This window comes from Afipia sp. GW823-FHT06G09, from assembly GCF_058794875.1.
This window is the reverse complement of record NZ_JBXAHF010000002.1, coordinates 452,748-468,238: the sequence shown is the minus strand read 5'-3', so window position 1 is coordinate 468,238 and position 15,491 is coordinate 452,748. Positions and strand designations below refer to the sequence as shown.

At 58.2% G+C, this 15,491-nt stretch carries 11 protein-coding genes; 9 read left to right on the top strand and 2 right to left on the bottom strand.

Features of this window, described 5'->3' with window-relative positions:
• Nucleotides 1-177: 177 nt before the first annotated feature.
• From abiEi to AC1Q67_RS09785, 8 genes are all read left to right on the top strand, one after another.
• Nucleotides 178-750 (top strand): type IV toxin-antitoxin system AbiEi family antitoxin, encoded by a 573-nt coding sequence (abiEi, locus tag AC1Q67_RS09820; RefSeq protein WP_492234262.1) that lies wholly within the window; start codon nt 178-180, stop codon nt 748-750.
• On the top strand, nt 725-1,624 hold the full coding sequence (locus tag AC1Q67_RS09815) for a nucleotidyl transferase AbiEii/AbiGii toxin family protein (protein WP_492234264.1): 900 nt from the start codon (nt 725-727) through the stop codon (nt 1,622-1,624). The genes abiEi and AC1Q67_RS09815 overlap by 26 nt, the downstream gene beginning before the upstream one ends.
• A gap of 86 nt (nt 1,625-1,710) precedes the next feature.
• The gene (locus AC1Q67_RS09810; RefSeq protein ID WP_492234265.1) at nt 1,711-3,033 is read left to right on the top strand and encodes an ImmA/IrrE family metallo-endopeptidase; all 1,323 of its coding nucleotides are present in this window, start codon (nt 1,711-1,713) and stop codon (nt 3,031-3,033) included.
• A 9-nt stretch (nt 3,034-3,042) separates the two neighbouring features.
• Nucleotides 3,043-4,188 carry a beta family protein gene (locus AC1Q67_RS09805; RefSeq protein ID WP_492234267.1) on the top strand — a complete coding sequence of 382 codons (1,146 nt, stop codon included), beginning with the start codon at nt 3,043-3,045 and terminating at the stop codon, nt 4,186-4,188.
• 61 nt (nt 4,189-4,249) lie between these two features.
• Nucleotides 4,250-4,996 (top strand): DCL family protein, encoded by a 747-nt coding sequence (locus tag AC1Q67_RS09800; protein ID WP_492234268.1) that lies wholly within the window; start codon nt 4,250-4,252, stop codon nt 4,994-4,996.
• A 122-nt stretch (nt 4,997-5,118) separates the two neighbouring features.
• Nucleotides 5,119-6,390, top strand: a complete 1,272-nt coding sequence (locus tag AC1Q67_RS09795) for a metallophosphoesterase family protein (protein ID WP_492235674.1) — start codon at nt 5,119-5,121, stop codon at nt 6,388-6,390.
• Nucleotides 6,391-6,393: 3 nt separating this feature from the next.
• Nucleotides 6,394-9,885 carry an AAA family ATPase gene (locus tag AC1Q67_RS09790; RefSeq protein WP_492234269.1) on the top strand — a complete coding sequence of 1,164 codons (3,492 nt, stop codon included), beginning with the start codon at nt 6,394-6,396 and terminating at the stop codon, nt 9,883-9,885.
• Between the two features lie 25 nt (nt 9,886-9,910).
• Nucleotides 9,911-12,598, top strand: coding sequence for an AAA family ATPase (locus tag AC1Q67_RS09785; protein ID WP_492234270.1), 2,688 nt, complete (start codon nt 9,911-9,913; stop codon nt 12,596-12,598).
• A 111-nt stretch (nt 12,599-12,709) separates the two neighbouring features.
• On the opposite strand, the gene AC1Q67_RS09780 is transcribed toward AC1Q67_RS09785, so the two are convergent.
• Nucleotides 12,710-13,273, bottom strand: coding sequence for a putative phage head morphogenesis protein (locus AC1Q67_RS09780; RefSeq protein WP_492234271.1), 564 nt, complete (start codon nt 13,271-13,273; stop codon nt 12,710-12,712).
• A gap of 333 nt (nt 13,274-13,606) precedes the next feature.
• Here AC1Q67_RS09780 and AC1Q67_RS09775 point away from each other — a divergent pair, with 333 nt between their 5' ends.
• Entirely contained in the window at nt 13,607-14,545 is a 939-nt protein-coding gene (locus AC1Q67_RS09775) for an ArdC family protein (RefSeq protein WP_492234273.1), read from the top strand.
• On the opposite strand, the gene AC1Q67_RS09770 is transcribed toward AC1Q67_RS09775, so the two are convergent.
• Nucleotides 14,542-15,393, bottom strand: a complete 852-nt coding sequence (locus AC1Q67_RS09770) for an RES family NAD+ phosphorylase (RefSeq protein WP_492234274.1) — start codon at nt 15,391-15,393, stop codon at nt 14,542-14,544. The two genes, AC1Q67_RS09775 and AC1Q67_RS09770, sit on opposite strands and share 4 nt — an antisense overlap.
• Nucleotides 15,394-15,491 lie beyond the last annotated feature (98 nt).

The window sequence follows — 15,491 nt, the reverse complement described above, 5'->3', positions numbered from 1 at the left end:
TAGTGAACAACTGCAACTTTGCGGCGTATCGTGTGCCAAGACTGCCCTAATTTTGGCCAAAAGTGCATCGCTGCGTCCGGGGATTGTGCCTTTTGAAGCTTCTCTTCCGCTTACAATTCTCTCTGCGCGCCAAATCATATTGAGGTTATCATTTTTGATAACTAGTATGAGACATATATGAAGAGAAGCGACCTCATCAAGAAGCTGATGCAGGCTGACGCGGCAGGCGTCTGGGCCTTTACGGCTCCGAGTTTTTCGGCGCTGATGGGCGTCGCTGACCCAGCTTATCTGAAGCTCATGATGAAGCGGCTCTCGGACCAGGGCGTGCTGATCCGCGCAGCGCGCGGCGTGTACGTTAATCCCACGGCCCGTTCGAGCCCGGCGGATATTCGTCGCGGCCTCCTGCGGTTCCTCCGGCCCCGCGAGATCAACTACATCAGTCTGGAATCGAAGCTGTCAGAGGCAGGGGTCATCTCGCAGATTACGACCGCGCTGACCTGCATGACGACCGGATCGCCTGGACGATTCGATACGCCCTGGGGCGCCGTGGAGTTCACCCATACAGATCGTAAGATCGAGATTGGGACCGACGTCGTCCTGAACGACGGAACGCTGGAAGCCACGGTCCGTACGGCCATTCGTGACCTGCGCCGTGTCGGCAGAAATCTCGACCTGATTGACGAAGAAATTCTTGCGGACGCTATTTCGGAGGAAGAGAGCCTAGATGAGCAACAAAGCGAGCGGGCTTAAAAGCGCAATCGATGCCTTTATCCAGCGCCGCGGCATCGAAGCGGGCATGGACCAGAATTTGATGAAGGAAGCCATCCACCTTCATCTTCTGTCCGCGCTATCCGAAGCTGGCGTCCTGCAACACGTCATTTTTCAGGGTGGGACCGCTCTGCGTCTATGTTATGGTGGCGAGCGATACAGCGAGGATCTCGACTTCGTCTGCGGCAAGGCGGGCGCATATCTGAAAGACGTCGAGTTCGACGACCTCGTTGATAAGGCGCTCGAAACCACGAAGCGAACTCTGCAGCGTGACTTCGACATCGATGCTGCGCAGATTGCTCTGAAGCGTCCAGCACAACCGGAACTCGTTAAAGGAAGCGACGTCAACGTCGCCGCATGGCAAATCGTAGTGCCAGTCAATCCGACTCCCAAGACGCCGAAGTCACGCATCAAGATCGAGTTCGCGAACGTCCCATCCTACGACTCAAAGCCATTAACGGTCAGTGCAACGCCGGGGTTGGTGCAGATTCAAGATGTGATTCTCAATGCCGAAACCCCGAACGAGATTCTTGCAGACAAAGCCGTCGCGTTGACCGCAAGGGCGGCTCTCAAATTTCGCGATGTGTGGGACGTCTGGTTCCTCTTCAACAAGCTCAGTGCGACACCTGATCGCGAGATGGTTCTGAAGAAATTTGCCGATTACGGCACACTCGATATTGCGGTGAAGGCAGCGGCCCGTCTCGATGAACTGGCAAAAGATGCGACAGCGACAGCATTCTACGCCGAGATGAAACGCTTCCTCCCGTCGGCGCGGGTCGCGCAGATGGCACAAATGAATTTGCAGCGCACGATGCTTTCGGATAGCGCCGATCTTATTCGGAAGACTGTTGTGTAAAGATCAACGACTTCATGCTGGATAACGTCGCCTCTGCAGGTGACACGGAATTCGGTCTGATTCTGGGGTAAACACCGGCGGCGGACTTGACACAACAGATATGTTGTGTCGAACTGCCGGAAATGATTGCTGGAACTTTCATATCTACGGAACGTCAGGCCCGCGAAGCGGAAGACGCAATCGCTGAGCTCGATCGGGCGCTGTCTTCAGAGCAGGTGCTGAAATCCATCGTGGAAGGGCTTCCGCGGGAAGTCGTCGACGGCGTGCGACGGTCCTTGGCAACCGAACGTAGAGAACGAGCTGAACTCCTTGTCGCGTATCAAAAAGCGCGTGCAGGTGATTTCTCTCTTCTCAGAGAGCAGGCCGGCAACGATCCGGGCGCTTTCCTAATCGTTGCCCGAATCATCCGAGGATTCTCGCAAAAAGATCTGGCCCGCAAACTTGGATTGCGCGAGCAGGCCATCCAGCGATGGGAAATCGAGAAATACCGCTCGATCAGTCTATCGAACTATCAAAAAGTGGCCCAGACCTTGGGCGTCCGCTGGAAGATGAGCGACATCGCTCTGATCGACGGCCAAAGCCCCCCCATCTACGATGTCGCGCGGGATGACCTCACGAAAGTGCTCAGGCATGCTCGCGACAACGGATGGCTCGAAACTGCCGAAACGTCCGACGAAAATGCCATCGCAACGCTCGTTCGGCACGTGGGCGATCACGTCATTCGCTACGGTACGCCCTCTCTTCTTAGGACAGGATTGAACGTCGTAGATCATTCTCACGACTGGTCGCTCCTCTCCTGGAAGGCGCAAGTCACTCGTCGCGCCGAGGCCATTATCGCAGAGGCCAAGCCCAAGTACCGGCCGATCAACGTTTCGTGGCTCATCGAACTGGTCCACCTCAGTCAGCTTGACGACGGTCCGAAGCGTGCTCGTGATCTCCTGCTGCAGAATGGGATTGTCCTGATCGCTGAACCTCAAATTTCTGGGATGTCAGTGGACGGCGCCGCCTTTCTCGCCGACGAAGTGCCGGTGATTGGCATGACGCTTTTGCGCGATACGCTGGACAATTTTTGGTTCACGCTGTTTCACGAGATCGCACACATCGTGCTGCATTATCGGACAGGTTTGTCATCGGGCTTTTTTGATGACGTCACCTCCCCGGAGGTCGACGAGTTCGAGAATGAAGCCAATCAATTTGCGGCAAATCTACTGATCCCAGAAGAAGTTTGGGTCCGCTCTCCCGCCAGAATCGCGAGGGCAGCCGAACCTGTCGAAAAGCTGGCAAATCAGCTCAAGATCAGTCCGGCCATCGTGTTTGGCCGAATCCGCATGGAGCGTAATGACTACCGCATTTTCTCAAACAAGCTGGGCAGAGGCACGGTACGCAAGCAGCTTCTGATCAATGGTTAGGAGCCCCACATGATCGTCCGCGCCAAGCCCTTATATGTCTGTGCCCTTCGCATGAAATCCGGGGAGCTCATGGGAGTGCGCGATCTCGCCCCCGATGTAGCTGATCGCATCACGCCTCGCTTCATCGTCCCACCTCAGAGCGAACGTGATAGCGAACTGGAGCCACGTCTCATCGTCGGAGAGAGATTTCCCGACGTCAGCCGGGCCCTCTCCCTCCATTGGCCTCAGCGAGATGCGCTCATTGAGGCGACCTATCTTCTGGATGAGTTCGGCCGCGATCGTATGGGCCTTTGGCTGCCAAAGATGTTCGAGAACGCCCGCAAGGCGAACGCGCGACCCATTCCGCTTGTAGCTGTCGATGATCTCCTGCGTGATGATCTCAACGGTTACAAGGCATGCATCGACACTGCTGCGTCCCTGAAATTCGGTGTCGTTTTCTCATCCGGCGACCTCGCCGACGCAGAGATTGGCCATCAAGCACTGGCTGCCATCGAAAAACTTGGTCTTGCCGCCAGCGATTGTATGGTCATCGCTGATTTCCACGACGCGGACTTCACGAATCCCGATCACGTAGCACCAGTCATTGCCGGAGTCCTCGACACGCTGCAGTCGTTGGCCTCCTGGCAGCAGATCGTCTTTCAAGGCACCAATTTCCCGGAGAAAAATCCGGCCGATCCTGGTCTCCACGCTATCGTCCCGCGAAACGAATGGATCGCCTGGAAGAAAGCCGTCGGATTTGCCCCGGAAACCGCTGATCATATGATTTTCGGCGATTACGCAGCCGATTGCGCGAAGATCGTTTTCAAAGGTGGTGGCGGTGCCCCAGCTATCCGGCACTACCGCTATGCAACTCCAAATGCGTGGCTCGTTCAACGCGGTTTGGACACGGGTACCCACGCCGCGATCATGCAAGCCATTTGCCAAGGCATTTTGGCAAGTGGCGAGTTTGCAGGTCGTAATTTTTCGTCGGGGGACGACTACATCTTCCGGACAGCCAAGAACGCTGGAGGACCGGGCGCGGCGAGGGAATGGCGCGCAGTCAATACCAACCACCATATCACGCGCGTTGTTACAGATGTCGGCGGCGTCCGCGGAGTCAAATTCAAGGAAGCTGATTCCGAGCCGTTGACTGACCAAATGGTGATGTTTCATTGAACATCGTCTCTAAACTCGTCAGTTATGAGCCGACGGTGAAAGCAATTCTCCAGGATAAAAGATGGCGAAGCAGATCAATTTGCCGAATGGCCGGTCCTGGCGGACGCAGATAGCGGCGCTAGCACATTTCAAGGACATGCTTCGGCGTCATTCCGATAATCAGATTGTGGAAGGTCGCTCGGATCATGATGATCTGGTTGCCCTCCTGGAGCGCTATGACGCCGTCATCAGTAATGGCCCCTCCAAGATTGGAGCCGGTATCGGGCATTTTTTTCGCCGACTAAATGTCGGGGAGAGTTACTCGACACCTGGCTTTTGGGTCCACAGGACCGACGGAACCGATACCGACTTCAGTTATATCGACGCGGTAAAGGGCCAGCCGAAGTCGAACGCGCAGGAATTCTATGATGCCTGCAGAGGGGCGGTCGCGGTCGACCTTCTTGCGGCGAAGAAGCGCCACTTCGAAACGTATGGCGATAGTGCTGGCCGTGTACCGTGCGACCTGTCAGATGAGTTGATCACGTTTGCCGAAGCTCATTTAGACCATGCGTATCCCACGTTCGGGCATTTGGTTGTGAGCTTCCGGGCCGCCCGTGGATGGCAGCATGGCGTGCCCGCTGGACTTCTAACACAACCGGCAGATGCGCAGACAACGACCTGCTTCCTCGATGCGTCCGTGGCGGAAGCGTTTCGGCAATTTCATCGAGGCGCCGCGACTTTGCGGATCATCGCACGAGCACGCAACCTAGCAATGTCAGCAGGCCAACGGAGGCCAAAGATAAAACGGCCCGTACGGTTCGATCCGTAACGCGAAGAATTAATGAGATGAAGGGGCTTAGAGGGAAGGGCCCGACATAGAGGCTTCGGGGCGGTTTCACAGCCGGAGGGTTCGGCTGTCGGGAATCGAATTGAGATATAAGGGAGGGGAATATCGCATCGTATCGCTTCGTCCACGCAGCGGATGTCCATCTCGACTCTCCGCTTCGTTCGCTTGCCCTGCGCAATCCCGATCTTGCCGATCTGATTGGGAACGCGACGCGGCGGGCTTTCGTGCGTATCATCGATCTGTGCCTGGAAGAACGCGTCGACGCGCTGGTTCTGGCAGGCGATCTTTATGATGGCGATCAGACATCGATGAAGACGGCCCGTTTTCTGGCCGAGCAGGTCCGGCGGCTACACCAGGCCGGAATTCGCGTCTTCATCATTCGCGGCAATCATGACGCGCTTTCACGAATAACAAAGGAGCTGACGTTTCCAGACTCTGTGAAGGTCTTCGGTGGTCGCGCCGAAGCAGTGGCCATCGACCGGGATGCAGGCCATTTCCCAGTCGCAATCCATGGCCTGAGTTTTGCGCAACCGCACGCGCCTGAAAGCTTGGTCCCAAAGTATAAGCCTGCCGTCGCGGGAGCCGTGAACATCGGTATCATGCACACGAGCCTTGCAGGTGCGCCGGGCCACGATCCTTACGCGCCATGCAGTCATGCTGACCTACACGCCACCGGATTCCAATATTGGGCTCTGGGTCATGTGCATAAAAGAGCGATTGTGGAAGGCGACTGTGCGATCGTAATGCCGGGCATGCCGCAAGGACGCGACATCAATGAGTCCGGCCCGAAATCGGTAACTCTCGTCACTATTCTGAACAATCATTCGATCCACATTGAGGAGCGTGTCACCAGTATCGCACAATTCGAACGCGTCTCAGTCGATGCCACCGGCCTCGATGACTGGGGCGATCTTATCGCTGCTGTTACGCGCGCGCTGGAGCAGGCGCGTGACGCCGTCGCTTCCGAACATCTCGTCGCCCGGCTGCGGGTCACCGGCGCGACTCCATTGTCCTGGCGCATTCGGCGCGACCTCGACCTCCTGAAGACCGAGGCGGATGATCGTGGATCCCTCATCGGTGCCTGCTGGATCGAAAAGTTCGAAGTGGCAACCCATTCCGCACCGGAGACAGCCGAGTCCGCTGCCGATCCGCTCGTGGAACTCCGACGTCTCATCGAGGAAGAAGTGCTTCAATCGGAGGGCTTTCGGACGGAGCTCGTCGCGGTCGCCGACGAACTGAGATCGCAGCTCCCTCAGGAATGCCGCGACAGCCTCGGCGTTGACGAAACATCTTTCAAGGCCGGCCTTGCGCTTCTGGCGAGCGAGGGCACTGAAGATATTCTTGCGAGGCTCCATGCATCTGAGAAGGATGCATAGTTCATGCGCCTTAAACGCCTCGATCTCACCCGTTTCGGAAGCTTCACCGGTCAGAGCATTGATTTCGGTGAAAAGACACAGGGCCTGCCCGACCTGCACATCGTCTATGGTCCGAACGAGGCGGGGAAGTCGACTGCTCTCGCGGCTTTTCTCGATCTGTTGTTCGGAATGGGAACGCAGAATCCATTCGGCTTCCTTCATCCCTACCCAACCATGAGGATAGGCGGCCTTTTGGAGTTCGCCGCTGAAACCCGAGAGCTTGTCCGTATCAAGCGACCGCAGAACAGCCTCCTTGATTCTGACGATCGACCGATTGCCGAACACGTTATCCGTAACGAACTGGGCGGCATCGATCGCGAGTCATATCGCACCATGTTTTCGCTCGATGAAGAAACCCTCGAGAAAGGGGGCGAGAGTATTCTCGCCAGCAAAGGCGATCTGGGAGAGTTGCTGTTTTCGGCCAGCGCGGGCCTGTCCGATCTTAGCCGCAAGTTGCTCGACCTGAGGGCAGAGGCCGACGGCTTCTATAAACATCGCTCGCGAAGCGGGACCCTCGCCGACCTCAAAGCACGCCTCGCCGAATTGAAGGCCGAACGGGAGCGGTTCGATACGCTGGCGTCTGACTATGCGCGGCTCATCGACATTCGTGATCGCGCCTCTTCACAATATGACGATGCCATTGGTGAACGAACACGCGTCCAGGCGCGGATCGAGGAGATTCAGCGTCATCTTGCGGCTCTGCCGCGGCTCACCGCGCTCCGAGCGTTCCGCGAACGCCTTCAGCCGCTCGCCGAGTTGCCCGTTCCGCCTCCAGCCTGGAGCGAGGACCTGCCTAAGCTCCAGAAGGAAGAGATAGAGCTCGGTGTGCAAACGCGGGTAGTTTCCGAAGAAATCGAACGACTGGGCATTGAAGTCGAGTCGATCATCGTTGACGAACCAGCCTTACAGCTGCAGAGCAGAGTGGAACGGCTCGCTGACTTGCGCGCCCGTCATATGACGGCTGAAAAGGATATTCCCGAGCGGCGATTGCAATTGCACGCCGCAGAGTTAGCCATCTCCGGCATCTTGACCCGCATGGAACGGGACGGGGAAACAGACCCCCGACGCCTCCTGCTCGGCGCTTCAACGGTCGGTCACCTGCGTGAGTTGGTCGAATCTCGCTCCGGCGTTGACAATGCCATCTTGAATGCCACGAGGGAACTTGCTGACGCCCGTCGCCGCGTCGCGGACGCCGAGGAAGCACTGAGCGGCGCAGGAACGGACGCGGAGTCCGAACATGTCAGAGATAACGCGCTCGTCCGATTGACGACGGCTGTCGCCGCTTCGCGCGATGCCGACCACGCTGCGCGTCGCCGATTGGCCGAGAAGGACCGTGAAGCAGCGATCGCTACACTGACCGACCAGCTCCGCACGCTTCATCCTTGGCAGGGTAAGGCTGAGGATCTCCTCGGGATGCGATGCCCGACCGCCGACACGATTCGCCAATGGAAGACAGCGATTGATGACGCACAGCGGGAGCTCAGACAGCATGTTGGCGATGTCGAGCGGCTAACAAGCGAGACACGCCGGCTTGAAGCCGAACGTGATGCCGTTGCCGGCATGACGGGTATCGTCTCCGACAAGGAGGCGGCCGCCATCCGGACACGGCGTGAGCAGGCGTGGTCAGCACACCGCCTTGACCTCGCATCTACGTCAGCCGACGCGTTCGAGCGCGCGCTGCGGCACGACGATATCGTCACATCGAGCCGCCAGGCGCACATGTCAGACTTGGCAAAACTGCATCAGACCGGACAATCTCTCACGATTGCCACAGCCGAGTTGACGCGGGCCTGCGAACTCAGGGACGCCGCCGCCACTGCCGTGCAGTCAATCCGCGATGAGGTCGCTGCTGCAGCTCAGGCGATGGCGCTGCCATTCGCTGACGATGTCGCACTGACGGATATCGAAGCGTGGCTCGCGCGGCGTGAGAAGGTGCTCGAAATACGAGAAGATGTTCTTACGGCTGAACGCGAACTACGCGAAGCTAAGGCAGATGCGCAGGAGACTTATGACCGGTTGAAAGCTGCACTCGACGCTGTTGGTATCTCCTACCACCCTGAGCACGGTTTCGAAGGCCTTCTCGGCGTGGCTCAAGAATTTCTAGATCGCGAAGGTGAGACCCGGGCGTTGCGTGCTGCGGTGGTCGAGCGCAGACGCGAGCTGATGCAACGCGAACGCGCCGCGGAACAGGCAAACACAGATGCGCAGACATGGTCCCAGTCCTGGGCTACGGCGTGCAAAGGGTGCTGGCTCGGCGATGCGTCCGAAATACCAACGCTTGCAACCGTGCGCGAGATTCTGTCAGCCGTCGCCGATCTCGGGCCCGCTCTCGAAAAGAAGGCAGGCTTAGTCGATCGCATCGATAAGATGGAGAAGGACCAGACCGCATTTCGCGATGAGGTTGCTGCTATTTGCGACGAAATAGGGATTCCTGTCGACTCAAGCGCGGTCCTCGATTTGGCGCAGCGTATCGGTGATCGCGTTCGGGACGCAGCCACAGATCGCGCACGTCGCGCGAAGGCCGAGGCTGAATGCGAAGACGCACAAAGGAGGGAACGCTCGCTTGCCGAGACGCTGGCAATTCACGACGAGCAGAAAAGGAGGATGACATTTTTCTTTGGCGTTTCCTCTCTGGCCGAGGTCGCCGGAAAGCTCCTCGACGTTACCAAACGAAATGAGCTGCAGGCGGATGTCGAGGCTGCGGAGATTGAAATCTGCGAAGCACTGCGGCTCTCCGATGTAACCGAGGCGGAACGCATTCTCGATACTGCTGATCGACCGGGGCTCGAGGCTGAGGCTATCGAACTCAAGTCTCGTTTCGATGATCAGGATAAGCGCTGTCGCGAGCTATTTGCCACGCGAAGCCAGGCGATCGATCAAGTCGAGGCGATCGGAGGAGATTCAAAGGTCGCGGAAATCGAGGAACGTCGTCGCACGACACTTCTCGAAATCCAGGAAGGTGCAGGACGCTACCTGCAATTCCGTGCGGGAATGATCGCCATGGATCAGGCCTTGCGTTTTTATCGTGAGCAACATCGCAGCTCGATGATGACGCGTGCATCGGCGGCATTTCGGACGGTCAGCCGTGGCAAGTATAGCGGGCTCGTAGCCCAGCCCGCCAAGGACGGCGAAACTTTGATCGCCTTGTCGGCGGCAGGCGGCTCGAAGTCTGCCCACGAATTATCGAAAGGCACACGCTTTCAGCTCTATTTGGCGTTACGCGTGGCTGGCTACTACGAATTCATTCGGGCGCGCACCCCGGTGCCGTTCGTTGCCGACGACATCATGGAGACGTTTGACGATTTTCGTGCCGAAGAGGCATTCAGGCTGTTCGCCGACATGGCCGGCGTGGGACAGGTCATTTACCTGACGCATCACAGGCACCTGTGCGACATCGCCAAGAAAGTCTGCCCCGACGCGCGAATCCACAAGATCGGAACAGAACAACAATTATGATGACGAGAAAACTGGGGGATGGGAAATGGCCGAAGCTGGACTGCTGGAATGGGCGGACAAACAACATGATTGGATCAGGGATGCTCTGCGACGGCATGCCGGGCAACCTGGCTTCGTCCTCGATGAGGACAACAAGAACGCTGTAGCCGCACGGGTTCGACATGTGGGCGGATTTGTGTCGGATGAGCCGCCGGCATGCTCGCCACTTACAACAGAGCATTTAAAGGCAAGCAATCCGAACGAGCCGCGCGCGGTGCTTTGCTCGCTCGGTCCAGTCAAGCATCTGAATCGCCTGGCGGAGGAGCAGCAACTGCGTTTCGCTATCGATGGCGTCACTGTCATCTACGGCGATAATGGAAGCGGCAAAAGTGGCTATTGCCGGATCGCCAAGAAACTTTGCCGCAGCCTGACGGCGGACGACCTTCTCGGCAACGTTTTTGAGACCGGCGTCAAGCCGCCGGCCGAAGTGCTTGTCCGGTTTCTCGAAGAAGGCGCCACCGAGCCGACTCCCATCACCTGGACCGATGGAACACATCCGCCTGCGCCAATTGCGCGAATCTCCGTCTTCGATTCTGCAAATGCCCGCCTCTACGTCGACAAGCAAAGCCGGATCGGATTTCTGCCGACTGCCATCGCACTCCTCGAACGTCACGGTCTTATCCGCGGTGAGCTGGAGGCGGGATTTCGGGAAGAAATCAAGATTATCGAGAAGAAACTGAAGACGCCGCTTCCCGGCGGATACACGATAGCGGGCGCGGTCGCAAAACTACTCGCTCGTCTCGAAATAAAGTCCAAGGAAGCATTACCCTCCGCCGATGAGATCAGCAAGCTAGCGGCAGTGTCAGAGCAGGAGACGGCCGAGCTTGCCAGTCTTGAGCAGACCTTAGCTAGCGACCCTTCAACGATGGCCGCGAAGCGTCGACGTGCCAAGGCAGCTTTACAGAAGCTTCTGACAGCGTCCGAACAGGTCGAAGAGGCGCTCTCAGTCGCCGCTGTCGAGATCTACCGCGATTTGTATACCACTGCCGAATCGACAGCTCAGGCCGCCAAGCTCGCCGCTTCCGGCGCCTTCACGACGATGCCGCTGTCCGGTGTCGGACTCTCTCCGTGGCGGCTCATGTTCGATCATGCACGCGCTTACGCAGCGAGCGTTACTGGAACTGATCATCAGCATTTGCCCGACCAAGAAGGCGATCGTTGTATGCTCTGCCAGGAGCCGATGACAGCGGACGCTGCCGCGCGCATTCGGGCATTCAACGATTTTGTTACGGGCGCCGCTAACACGGCGGCGCTTGCCGCGTCTGCTGCCCATGGCGAAGCCCTGCGCCGGTTCAAAGATCTTGTGATCGCGTCCAGCGAGGCGGTCGAGGCAGCGCTCGGCGAATTCGCCGATCTGGCGGCCAAGCGCAAGGAAATGGTGCCGCTGATCGCCGGCTATTGCGCAGCCGCCAGCAAGAGGCGCGACGCGATTGTCGGCGTTGCCGGGCTGGACGATTTCACCACACTCCCTCCGCTCGCCGACTCTATTGCGACGAAAGTGGGGATCGAAATAGAAGCACTAGAGGCAGAGGCGCTGGCAGACGACAAGGCGGCTGCCAACGATGGCAATCGTGCCGCCGAGCGGGCGCGACGCGATGCGCTCAAGGATCGCAAGAAGCTGTCCGACGACCTTGCCGTGGTTCTGGCGCGTCTGGCGGATTTGGAAGAACGCCGCAAACTTCTCGGATGCTGCGATGTCGTCGAGACCGGTTCAGTGTCTCGCCAGATGACATCATTGCGGCGTAGTCTCGTCATGGAGAATCTTGAGAAGCGCATCGTCGCTGAGATCGAGGCCTTGGCGCTGACGCACATTCCTTTTGCCGTTAATGATCGAAGTCAGGACGGACAAAGTTACTTCGAGGTTGGGCTCAACGCGGCCAAAGCAACCCCGAACAGCAAGGTTTTAAGTGAAGGTGAGCAGCGTGCGCTGGCGCTTGCTTGTTTTCTTGCCGAGGTCGGTGGCGACACATCTCGCCAAGGCATGATCATCGACGATCCGGTCTCATCACTCGACCATGTCCGCATTAGGCGAGTAGCCGCAAGACTCGTGAAAGAAGCGGCTGCCGGACGGCAGGTCATCATCTTCACGCACAATCTTTTGTTCTTCAATGAGGTGATTGACGCTGCTGCACAGGCCAATCCGTCGGTCCCTCTTGTCCGAAACTACATCAACAAGTCTGAATCCGCGGGCTTTGGCTTGATCAGCGAAACTGATGAACCATGGATTGCTCAATCTGTGACGAAGCGGGTTGAAACTCTCAGAGCGCGGCTGAAGGGCTTTGACGGAATCACGGATTTCACGACGGACACATGGCGGCGGACTGCGAAAGACTTCTACACCGACCTTAGGGAAACCTGGGAAAGACTCGTCGAAGAGGTCCTGCTCGGCAAAGTCGTGGAACGATTTAATAGCGACGTCAAAACACAGAGCTTGCGGATGGTCGTTGTCGAAGATGAAGACCACAAGCAGGTCTATTGGGCGATGAAGCGGGTCTCGGAACGCTCTGGACATGACATGGCGGCGGGCAAGGCCATCCCGGTTCCGACGCCGGCCGAAATGAAGAGCGATCTCGATGTGATCGACCAATATCGTATTGACGCCAACAAACGAAAGAAAGATGCGGAAAAGCGGCGAGCCGCGCTGGAACAGCCGCCCAAAGCGGCGGTGCTATAGCTGCAATAGTTTCTATCGTGTCATGACAAAAACGCCGATCAGCACGACACGTCGATGTGCGACAACTGTCGACAGTGACGTGGGAAACCAGTCTGCCTAAGAGGTCAAGTATTATGAAAAGCCAGGAATGACAGACTTGGACGCGCATCGACATCCCGGCTCGACGCCGGGCCAAGTCCATTTGCCATTCAAAAACATTCCCTTGCTGACATCGAATGGCTCCCCGTTCGCCGCCTTGTGGGCGGCATCCTGTCCGGTCGGTGCTTTTGGATTTACTTCACACGGTGCACCAGAGTAGAGCCAAACCGCTTGTGTTATACCGACCGCTTTCTGACGCTCCTGAGTCATTAGGGCCGTCGCTTTGTTATTCAACACGTGCGCAATCTCTGACGCTCGTCTTTTCGTCATGCCGGCAACGTTTAGTCGCATCAGCGCATTGTAAAGTATGCTCAGGTCGCGACCTGCGGTGATGGAACGTAACGCTGCTTCATAGACCTGATCGAAGTGGCGTTTTTTGACGTCCTCGAGAAGGAGGATATTATTTCGAAGGTCAGCCTTGACAGCGTCGCTCACGGCCGAAGCGTCAAACGCGACCGTTGGAATTTTGTCGCTGGGGATTCTAGGAATTGGGGCTTTATCGCCGAAGGTTGCGAGCCATTTTCGAAGCATTGACATAAAGTTCTTATCCCCTCTGCCACATGTCATGCATTCGCGCACCCACCTCGATCCGCATCCGTGTATTGTAGTTCTACGATGCCGCCGTTACGAGGCGCGAATGGGCGTCTCCCTGCGGGCCGGGCTGTTGGCTTCGCTGAAGCCCCGGCATGCCGGGTCTTCACCCTTCGGGCATCCATCCCTGACGCAGCGCTTGCGGGTTCGTTTCGTGGTCCCAAAAAAGGAGCCGCGCGCGCTGAAGGATCACGGCGGGAGAGCGAGAGTGAGGACGGGTTTTCGTGACGGGTTCCAGGCTGCGAGAGAGGCTCGCGGCTCCCGTCGCGGAGAACCGCGATGTCCAGATCCACCGCTCGCGCCCGTATCGGTCAAGACCGCCCCGGGCTTTATGAGGAAATCACCGACAAGATCATCGCCGAACTGGAAGCAGGCCGCGTGCCCTGGGTTCAGCCGTGGAGGACCGCGGCGGCGAACGCGCCGCTCGCGATGCCGAAAAACGCCTCGACCGAGCGCCGCTATTCCGGAATCAATGTGCTGATCCTGTGGGGCGCCGTCATTGAGCGCGGCTTCTCCGGCCAGAGTTGGCTCACGTTCCGCCAGGCGCTCGGTCTTGGCGGTAACGTCCGGAAGGGCGAGCGAGGCACGACCGTTGTCTATGCCGATCGCTTTGTGCCGGAAGATGAGAAGAAGCGCGCTGTCGAAGCCGGCGATGACGTCCAAGCCATCCCATTCCTCAAGCGGTTCACGGTCTTCAATACGGATCAATGCGACGGTCTGCCGGAACAGGTGACGAAGGCTGCGCCGCCGCCACCACCCGGCATGGTCGAGCCGGAGGCCGAGAGGCTGATCGCGGCGACGGGCGCGGATTTCCGCATCGGCGGCGCACGTGCCTTCTATAGTCCGTCAGGCGATTTCGTGCAGGTGCCACCTCCGCAAGCTTACTTCGAGCCGATCAACTGGCACCGTACGGCCTTCCATGAACTCGGCCATTGGACCGGTCATCTGTCCCGCCTCGGTCGCGACCATTCCGGCTCGTTCCGCTCGAAATCTTACGCGCGCGAAGAACTCGTGGCCGAGATGGCCGGCGCGTTCGTGTGTGCGTCGCTCGGCATCGTGCCCACGGTTCGCCATGCCGATTACATCGGTTCGTGGCTCGAGGTGCTGTGCGAGGACAACCGCGCCATCGTTCGCGCCGCAAGTGCGGCATCCAAGGCGGCCGACTATCTGCTCGCGAGCGCTCAGACCGCGTCGGCTGCGGCGTCGTCGGCCGCTTAGGCCGGATCAACCGGCCGAATTTCGACGATGACGTTCTGAACCAACAGGGCATTTCCCTCAGCGTCCTGCTTGACGTAATAAGGATTGGTTGTTTCTGAGTGCTTCAGTTCCACATCCCTGATTTCGTGGAGCGAGCACATGGTCAACGCGGCTGCGTCGAGATCGAACAGTGCAACGTTGAATTGGTCAGTGCCGAATGCGCTGCGATAGGCAAGCCCATCGAATCCTTCGTTGCGAAAGACTTCGGCGATGATCTGCGTCGCCGCATAACTGGCGACATCGTCATCGCGCGTCACCGGTTCGCGGAACGCCCGTGCGATATGGCTCCAGACCGCCTCAATCCGCTTCTCGGCCGAGGGTTCACCCTCGATATAAATCGGATGCCGTTCCGCGCCCTTGGTGCAGTCAACGATCCGCAATGGTTTCCGCGTTTGAAGCAGCCCAAGCGATACCAATGAGCCGATCCATGGCCGCACCTCGGCCATGGCGGTGTGCTTGTCGCTGGCCATGTAGAGGCAGGGAATCCCTTTAGGATTGACCCGACCTTCCGTGGCGCGGTCGCGAAACGGAAACATGCGCTGCGGCAGCGCCGGGCCGGGAAGTTCCTCACCGACATTTTCGTCGAGTACATCGTGGTGGGCGACTTGTGCGCGATAGAACCGGCGGCCCTCCTTGATCTCGGCTGTTCGCGCGTGACATCCGGCGGCGACGGCCGAAAGAAATCGCTGGGCTTCCGGCGACCGGACATAACGCCAGTTACGCGTGACCTCGCGCTGAAAGTCCCAAAAGCTGCGCCACGACGCAAACTCTTCCGGCGGCGTTGTCTTTCCGCTCTCGTTGGCCTCCATGTGGCGGTCTCCTCCCAGCAATACTGGCCCCACTCTATCAAACAATATTGCCCGCTGGTGTGGACGGTTCGCCAACAACGCATCATGAGAGACGAAGA

Excerpts from the sequence above, each read along its gene's own strand:
- abiEi (WP_492234262.1), top strand. The coding sequence starts at position 178 with ATGAAGAGAAGCGACCTCATCAAGAAGCTGATGCAGGCTGACGCGGCA.
- AC1Q67_RS09815 (WP_492234264.1), top strand. The coding sequence starts at position 725 with ATGAGCAACAAAGCGAGCGGGCTTAAAAGCGCAATCGATGCCTTTATC.
- AC1Q67_RS09805 (WP_492234267.1), top strand. The coding sequence starts at position 3,043 with ATGATCGTCCGCGCCAAGCCCTTATATGTCTGTGCCCTTCGCATGAAA.
- AC1Q67_RS09800 (WP_492234268.1), top strand. The coding sequence starts at position 4,250 with ATGGCGAAGCAGATCAATTTGCCGAATGGCCGGTCCTGGCGGACGCAG.
- AC1Q67_RS09790 (WP_492234269.1), top strand. The coding sequence starts at position 6,394 with ATGCGCCTTAAACGCCTCGATCTCACCCGTTTCGGAAGCTTCACCGGT.
- AC1Q67_RS09785 (WP_492234270.1), top strand. The coding sequence starts at position 9,911 with ATGGCCGAAGCTGGACTGCTGGAATGGGCGGACAAACAACATGATTGG.
- AC1Q67_RS09780 (WP_492234271.1), bottom strand. The coding sequence starts at position 13,273 with ATGTCAATGCTTCGAAAATGGCTCGCAACCTTCGGCGATAAAGCCCCA.
- AC1Q67_RS09775 (WP_492234273.1), top strand. The coding sequence starts at position 13,607 with ATGTCCAGATCCACCGCTCGCGCCCGTATCGGTCAAGACCGCCCCGGG.
- AC1Q67_RS09770 (WP_492234274.1), bottom strand. The coding sequence starts at position 15,393 with ATGGAGGCCAACGAGAGCGGAAAGACAACGCCGCCGGAAGAGTTTGCG.